Here is an 8,102-nt window from a genome sequence, read left to right on the forward strand (position 1 = left end):
GGGTTAACCCGGCACCAGTGACCTGTTTGAGCGAGAATTACTCGTCTTCCAGTTCGATGTTGATACCCAGCGAACGAATCTCTTTCAACAGTACGTTGAAGGATTCTGGCATGCCCGGCTCCATCTGATGGTTGCCGTCCACGATGTTTTTATACATCTTGGTACGACCGTTCACGTCATCAGACTTAACGGTGAGCATTTCCTGCAGGGTGTATGCCGCGCCGTATGCTTCCAGCGCCCACACTTCCATCTCCCCGAAGCGCTGACCACCGAACTGCGCCTTACCACCCAGCGGCTGCTGAGTAACCAAGCTGTAAGAACCGGTAGAACGAGCGTGCATCTTGTCGTCGACCAGGTGGTTCAGTTTCAGCATGTACATGTAACCTACGGTTACCGGACGCTCGAACTGTTCACCGGTACGGCCGTCAAACAGCGTAATCTGACCAGACGTTGGCAGACCACCCAGTTGCAGCAGCTCTTTAATTTCAGCTTCTTTCGCACCATCGAAGACCGGCGTTGCGATTGGCATACCTTTTTTCAGGTTCTCAGCCAGACGCAGCACTTCTTCATCGCTGAAGGTATTCAGGTCGACTTTCTGACGCACGTCGGTACCCAGATCGTAGGCACGCTGGATGAATTCACGCAGTTTCGCGACTTCTTCCTGCTGCTTCAGCATGGCGTTAATCTTGTCGCCAATACCTTTCGCAGCCATACCCAGGTGAGTTTCCAGGATCTGACCGATGTTCATACGAGACGGTACGCCCAGTGGGTTCAGTACGATATCTACCGGCGTACCGTTAGCATCGTGCGGCATATCTTCGATCGGGTTGATCTTAGAGATAACACCCTTGTTACCGTGACGACCTGCCATCTTATCACCAGGCTGGATCTGACGTTTAACGGCCAGATACACCTTAACAATCTTCAGCACGCCTGGTGCCAGATCGTCGCCCTGAGTGATTTTGCGGCGTTTCGCTTCGAGTTTTTTCTCGAACTCGTGTTTCAGTTCGTCATACTGCTCAGCCAGCTGTTCCAGCTGATTTTGTTTATCTTCGTCGGTCAGGCCCAGTTCCAGCCAGCGATCGCGTGGCAGTTTGTCGAGCTTCTCAGCTTCAACGCCACCGGCAACCAGCACCGCATAGATACGGCTGAACAGACCCGCTTCGAGGATCTGCAGTTCTTCAGACAGGTCTTTCTTAGCCTGTTTGAGCTGCATCTCTTCGATTTCCAGCGCACGCTTATCTTTCTCAACGCCATCACGGGTGAAGACCTGAACGTCGATAACCGTACCGGAAACACCGTTTGGTACGCGCAGAGAAGAGTCTTTAACGTCAGACGCTTTCTCACCGAAGATTGCACGCAGCAGTTTCTCTTCTGGCGTCAGCTGGGTTTCACCTTTAGGCGTAACCTTACCAACCAGAATGTCGCCGCCGGTCACTTCCGCACCGATGTAAACGATACCGGATTCATCCAGTTTGGAGAGCGCAGCTTCACCCACGTTAGGGATGTCAGCGGTGATCTCTTCTGGCCCCAGCTTGGTGTCACGGGACACACATGCCAGTTCCTGAATGTGGATGGTGGTGAAACGATCTTCCTGAACCACACGCTCGGAGACGAGGATGGAGTCTTCGAAGTTGTAACCATTCCACGGCATGAACGCTACGCGCATGTTCTGACCGAGCGCCAGTTCACCGAGGTCGGTGGACGGACCGTCTGCCAGCACGTCGCCGCGCTCAACTGGCTCACCCAGAGATACGCAAGGCATCTGGTTGATACAGGTGTTCTGGTTAGAACGGGTGTATTTGGTCAGGTTATAAATGTCGATACCAGCTTCGCCCGGATACATCTCGTCTTCGTTAACTTTGATAACGATACGGGATGCATCGACGTACTGAACAGTACCGCCACGTTTAGCAACTGCAGTAACACCGGAGTCAACGGCAACAGCACGTTCCATACCGGTACCAACCAGCGGCTTATCAGCGCGCAGAGTTGGAACGGCCTGACGTTGCATGTTCGCACCCATCAATGCACGGTTGGCGTCATCGTGTTCCAGGAACGGGATCAGGGACGCACCGACGGATACCACCTGCTGGGTGGATACGTCCATGTAGTCAACCTGGTCGCGGCTGAACAGGCTTGATTCGCCTTTGCTACGGCAGGTAACCAGATCTTCTACAAAGTGGCCTTCGTCATCCAGGTTGGAGTTCGCCTGAGCGATAACGTAGTTGCCTTCTTCGATAGCAGACAGGTAGTGAATTTCGTCGGTTACAACACCGTCGGTCACTTTACGGTACGGGGTCTCGAGGAAACCGTATTCGTTAGTCTGTGCGTACACGGACAGGGAGTTGATCAGACCGATGTTTGGACCTTCAGGCGTTTCGATTGGACATACGCGACCGTAGTGCGTCGGGTGTACGTCTCGAACTTCAAAGCCTGCGCGTTCACGGGTCAGACCGCCTGGGCCGAGTGCAGAGATACGACGTTTGTGCGTAATCTCAGACAGCGGGTTGTTCTGGTCCATGAACTGAGACAGCTGGCTTGAACCGAAGAACTCTTTCACTGCTGCAGAAATCGGTTTGGCGTTGATCATATCCTGAGGCATCAGGGTATCCAGATCGCCCAGAGACAGACGCTCTTTCACCGCACGCTCTACACGTACCAGGCCAACGCGGAATTGGTTTTCCGCCATTTCGCCTACGGAACGGATACGACGGTTGCCGAGGTGGTCGATATCGTCCACTTCGCCTTTACCGTTACGGATATCGATGAGCTTCTTCATCACTTCGATGATGTCGTCTTTGCTCAGGATACCGGAACCTTCGATTTCGTCGCGCAGCAGAGAACGGTTGAACTTCATACGACCAACCGCGGACAGATCGTAGCGGTCTTCGGAGAAGAACAGGTTCTCGAACAGGCTTTCCGCCGCTTCGCGAGTTGGTGGCTCACCAGGACGCATCATGCGGTAGATTTCTACCAGCGCGCTCAGACGATCGGTGGTTGGGTCGACGCGAATAGTCTCAGAGATATACGCGCCGTGGTCCAGATCGTTGGTGAACAGCGTTTCGATACGTTTGTGGCCAGACTGGCTCAGCTTAGCCAGCAGATCCAGGCTCAGCTCCATGTTCGCTGGGCAGATCAGCTCACCCGTTGACTCGTCAACGTAATCTTTCGCGGCTACTTTTCCTGCAATGTACTCAACCGGAACTTCGATGAGTTTGATATCATCTTTTTCCAGCTGGCGGATGTGGCGCGCGGTGATACGGCGACCTTTTTCCACATACACTTTGCCGTCGGCTTCGATGTCGAACGACGCGGTCTCGCCACGCAGACGTTCCGGCACCAGCTCCATCTGCAGCTTGTTGTCGCGGATTTCAAAGATCACTTTCTCAAAGAACAGGTCCAGGATCTGTTCAGTGGTGTATTGCAGCGCACGCAGAATGATGGTTGCAGGCAGCTTACGACGACGGTCGATACGGACAAACAGGTTGTCTTTCGGATCGAACTCGAAGTCCAGCCATGAACCACGGTAAGGAATGATGCGTGCGTTATACAGTACTTTACCGGAAGAGTGTGTTTTACCTTTATCGCTGTCGAAGAAGACGCCCGGGCTACGATGCAGCTGGGAAACGATAACACGCTCAGTACCGTTGATAACGAAAGTACCGTTGTCTGTCATGAGTGGAATTTCACCCATGTAGACTTCTTGTTCTTTAATGTCTTTTACGGTGCCTTCCGGCGCTTCGCGCTCGTAGATCACCAGACGCAGTTTTACGCGCAGCGGTGCGGAATAGGTCACGCCACGGATCTGACATTCCTGAACGTCAAACACCGGTTCGCCAAGGCGGTAGCTGACGTACTGCAGCTCGGAGTTACCGCTGTAGCTCTGAATCGGGAACACGGAGCGGAAGGCTGCTTCCAGACCGTACTGCCCTTCAGGATCTTGCTCGATAAACTTCTGGAACGAGTCAAGCTGGATAGAAAGGAGATATGGAATGTCCAGAACTTGTGGACGTTTACCAAAATCCTTACGAATACGTTTTTTCTCGGTATAGGAGTAAACCATAGGGTTCCTCAGCTCGCTGACAAGTCGACCCATCTGTCCGACGAAGGGACAGTTTGTGCAACACCATTTTGTGGACCGGAAAATTGAATACTTTCCGCAATACCTGTTGCTATCACGCTTAAATCATTTCGTCGCGATTTACACAGAGCGAGCACCCTGTCGCAATATATTAAGTCGTCGATAGAAACATGCATTGTCAGGACAATCAGCAGTCAAACAGTGTGAAATGCTACTGATGCCTTACAGCGCAAAAAGGCTGGTGACTAAAAAGTCACCAGCCATCAGCCTAATTACTCAGGCTGCAACCAGAAAAGTTGGCTTATTTAACTTCAACTTCAGCGCCAGCTTCTTCCAGAGATTTTTTCAGTGCTTCTGCGTCGTCTTTGCTCACGCCTTCTTTCAGCGCAGCTGGAGCAGATTCTACCAGGTCTTTAGCTTCTTTCAGACCCAGGCCAGTTGCGCCACGTACTGCTTTGATAACAGCAACTTTGTTAGCGCCAGCAGCTTTCAGAATTACGTCGAATTCAGTTTTTTCTTCAGCAGCTTCAGCCGGGCCCGCAGCTACAGCTACAGCAGCAGCAGCAGAAACACCGAATTTTTCTTCCATTGCAGAAATCAGTTCTACAACGTCCATTACGGACATAGCTGCAACTGCTTCAATGATTTGATCTTTAGTGATAGACATTTAAATTGTTCCTGAAAATCAGAATAAGTTTATACGTAAGCAAATGCTTTATAAAGATAACTGCGATTAAGCAGCTTCTTTCGCATCGCGAACAGCAGCCAGAGTGCGAACCAGTTTGCCAGCCGAAGCTTCTTTCATGGTTGCCATCAGGCGTGCAATTGCTTCTTCGTAGGTCGGCAGGGTTGCCAGGCGATCGATTTGCGATGCCGGGATCAACTCACCTTCAAAGGCTGCAGCTTTGACCTCAAATTTTGCATTCGCTTTCGCGAACTCTTTGAACAGACGAGCAGCAGCGCCCGGGTGTTCCATAGAGTATGCAATCAGGGTCGGACCAACAAACGTGTCTTTCAGGCACTCGAACTGAGTACCTTCAACTACGCGACGCAGCAGGGTGTTACGAACAACACGCATGTATACGCCAGCTTCACGACCTGCTTTACGCAGTTCAGTCATTTTGTCTACAGTAACGCCACGGGAATCCGCAACTACTGCAGACAGCGCGCCTTTGGCTACTTCGCTGACTTCAGCAACAATCGCTTGTTTGTCTTGAAGATTTAAAGCCATTAGCTTTGCTCCTGGATGTTTGCCGGAACTCATGTTCCGGAACTCACTTCACTCTCCCAAACGGAAAGAGCGTCTTAATACGGTGAGCAGAAACAAGCCAGAGTATCCAAAAATAATCTTAGCGTTCTGTCACCGTCTACGCAGGGGATTAAGTCTCTTGCGAAACACCTGCGGTCTTCGACGGAGGCCTGGATTAGGCCAGGCTCCAACGAACAAATCTTTTAGCCGCTAACTTTCGTTAGCAAACGTGGGGGTAAGATTGTAGACAAAATCACCGCCCACGTAAAGGCATTAGTTTGCAGCAGCGCTCAGGCCAGCCTGGTCAACTGCAACACCTGCACCCATGGTGGTGGAGATGCTAACTTTCTTGATGTACACGCCTTTCGCCTGAGTTGGTTTTGCTTTTTTCAGCGCAACCAGCAGAGCTTCCAGGTTTTCTTTCAGTTTGTCAGCGTCAAAGTCCACTTTACCGATGGTGGTGTGGATGATGCCGTTTTTGTCGTTACGATAACGAACCTGACCTGCTTTAGCGTTCTTAACCGCTTCAGCAACGTTAGGAGTTACAGTACCGACTTTCGGGTTAGGCATCAGGCCGCGCGGACCCAGAACCTGGCCCAGCTGGCCAACAACGCGCATTGCATCTGGAGAAGCAATAACAACGTCAAAGTTCATTTCGCCTTTCTTGATCTGATCAGCCAGATCTTCCATACCTACCAGTTCAGCGCCGGCAGCTTTAGCAGCTTCAGCGTTTGCACCCTGAGCAAATACAGCTACGCGAACGGAACGGCCAGTACCGTGTGGCAGTACAGTTGCGCCACGAACGTTCTGATCGGATTTACGCGCGTCGATGCCGAGGTTAACGGCAACGTCAACGCTTTCAACGAACTTAGCAGTTGCCAGTTCTTTCAGCAGAGCGATAGCTTCGTTGATGTCGTACTGTTTGGTCGCATCAACTTTGTCACGGATCACGGACATGCGCTTGGTCAGTTTAGCCATTTCTTAGTCCTCCACTACCAGGCCCATGGAACGTGCAGTACCTTCGATTGAGCGAGTCATCGCTTCAATGTCGGCACCAGTCATGTCGGCAGCTTTGGTCTGCGCGATTTCCTGCAGCTGAGCGCGGGAAATTTTACCCACTTTGTCTTTGTTCGGTTTACCGGAACCAGACTTGATACCAGCCGCTTTCTTCAGCAGAACAGCTGCTGGAGGGGTTTTGGTAACGAAAGTGAAAGAACGGTCAGCGTAAACAGTGATTACGACTGGGATTGGCAGACCTTTTTCCAGGGATTCGGTTTTGGCGTTGAACGCTTTACAGAATTCCATGATGTTCACACCCTGCTGACCCAGAGCTGGACCAACTGGTGGACTTGGGTTCGCCATACCAGCTGCAACCTGCAGCTTGACGTAGGCTTGTACTTTCTTAGCCATTGTAAAATCCTCTGATTGGGTGATAGCGCCTCAGGGAGGCTCCCCGTGAATAAAATTCGTTTTACGGGCCGGGCCCATAAAAACAAAAGGCGCGAAATTGTATTCCAATCTCGCGCCCTGTGCAACGATTAAATCGCCGCTTTTTTGATCGCTGCTTAGGCTTTTTCGACCTGCGCAAAGTCCAGTTCTACCGGGGTCGCACGACCGAAGATAGAAACAGAAACTTTCAGGCGGGACTTCTCGTAGTCCACTTCTTCAACCACACCGTTAAAGTCAGCAAACGGACCGTCGCTAACACGAACCATTTCACCCGGTTCAAACAGCGTTTTCGGACGCGGCTTATCACCCACCTGCTGCAGGCGGTTCATAATCGCATCAACTTCTTTGTCGCTGATTGGCGCCGGACGGTCAGACGTGCCGCCGATAAAGCCCATCACGCGCGGTACGCTGCGCACCAGGTGCCAGCTCGCGTCGTTCATCACCATCTGAACCAGCACGTAACCCGGGAAGAATTTACGCTCGCTTTTGCGACGTTGGCCGCCACGGATCTCAACCACTTCTTCGGTCGGAACCATAACTTCGCCAAATAACTCTTCCATGTTGTGTAATTTGATATGCTCACGCAGCGACGTTGCTACGCGGCCTTCAAAACCGGAAAACGCCTGAACGACGTACCAACGCTTTTTAGGGGCTTCAGACATCTTAGAACCTCAGGCCAGTAATAAAGGAAACCAGGCGAACCAGAATACCATCCAGTCCCCACAGGATCAGTGACATTACCGCAGTCACTGCAGCCACGATCAGCGTGGTGTGCAATGTTTCCTGGCGAGTCGGCCAAATGACCTTGCGGACTTCGGTACGTGCTTCGCGAGCGAAAGCAACGGTTGCTTTACCCTTAGTCGTCAACAGCGCGACACCGCCCGCTGCAGCAATCAGAATCACCACTGCCAGCGCGCGGAGCGGCAGCATCATGTCACGATAAAGATAGTTGCCAACGATTGCCACAATCAGCAGCACGGCAACAGCGATCCACTTCATCGCTTCCAGGCCGCGCCCGCTCCCTTGAGCTTCGGTATTCGCACTCATAAACCAACCTGTCAGAAGAATTCTACAAATAATTTCACCCCGCGATTGCGAGGCGAGCCAAATCGAAACGCTAATCCCTTTATGGATTATACGCTCTCTGCAGAGCCTGTCTCAGCAATGATTATGACAAAAATAATCACTGATGAGCCAGGTTCTGATGTGAAAGCGTGCAAAAAGGGCATCAAATGATGCCCTTTTCATGCGCATTGCGTCAAATGTTATCAGCGATTAGCCGAGAACTTTAGCAACCACGCCCGCGCCAACGGTACGGCC

General features: G+C 51.7%; 7 protein-coding genes. All 7 read right to left on the reverse strand.

Going from position 1 to position 8,102, the window contains the following annotated elements:
* Positions 1 to 37 precede the first annotated feature (37 nt).
* A complete protein-coding gene (gene rpoB, locus ACWKXN_RS21925) occupies positions 38 to 4,066 on the reverse strand; it encodes a DNA-directed RNA polymerase subunit beta (RefSeq protein ID WP_454544357.1) in 4,029 nt (1,342 codons plus the stop codon).
* A gap of 319 nt (positions 4,067 to 4,385) precedes the next feature.
* Entirely contained in the window at positions 4,386 to 4,751 is a 366-nt protein-coding gene (gene rplL, locus ACWKXN_RS21930) for a 50S ribosomal protein L7/L12 (RefSeq protein ID WP_006176746.1), read from the reverse strand.
* Between the two features lie 66 nt (positions 4,752 to 4,817).
* A complete protein-coding gene (gene rplJ, locus ACWKXN_RS21935) occupies positions 4,818 to 5,315 on the reverse strand; it encodes a 50S ribosomal protein L10 (protein WP_001207203.1) in 498 nt (165 codons plus the stop codon).
* Between the two features lie 291 nt (positions 5,316 to 5,606).
* On the reverse strand, positions 5,607 to 6,311 hold the full coding sequence (gene rplA, locus ACWKXN_RS21940; protein ID WP_006810530.1) for a 50S ribosomal protein L1: 705 nt from the start codon (positions 6,309 to 6,311) through the stop codon (positions 5,607 to 5,609).
* A 3-nt stretch (positions 6,312 to 6,314) separates the two neighbouring features.
* Positions 6,315 to 6,743 (reverse strand): 50S ribosomal protein L11, encoded by a 429-nt coding sequence (rplK, locus tag ACWKXN_RS21945; protein WP_008503452.1) that lies wholly within the window; start codon positions 6,741 to 6,743, stop codon positions 6,315 to 6,317.
* Positions 6,744 to 6,898: 155 nt separating this feature from the next.
* The gene (gene nusG, locus ACWKXN_RS21950) at positions 6,899 to 7,444 is read right to left on the reverse strand and encodes a transcription termination/antitermination protein NusG (RefSeq protein WP_002438628.1); all 546 of its coding nucleotides are present in this window, start codon (positions 7,442 to 7,444) and stop codon (positions 6,899 to 6,901) included.
* Position 7,445: 1 nt separating this feature from the next.
* Complete coding sequence (secE, locus tag ACWKXN_RS21955) at positions 7,446 to 7,829, reverse strand: preprotein translocase subunit SecE (protein WP_032644497.1); 384 nt, start codon at positions 7,827 to 7,829, stop codon at positions 7,446 to 7,448.
* Between the last annotated feature and the right edge of the window lie 273 nt (positions 7,830 to 8,102).

The organism is Enterobacter sp. UPMP2060, assembly GCF_053709655.1.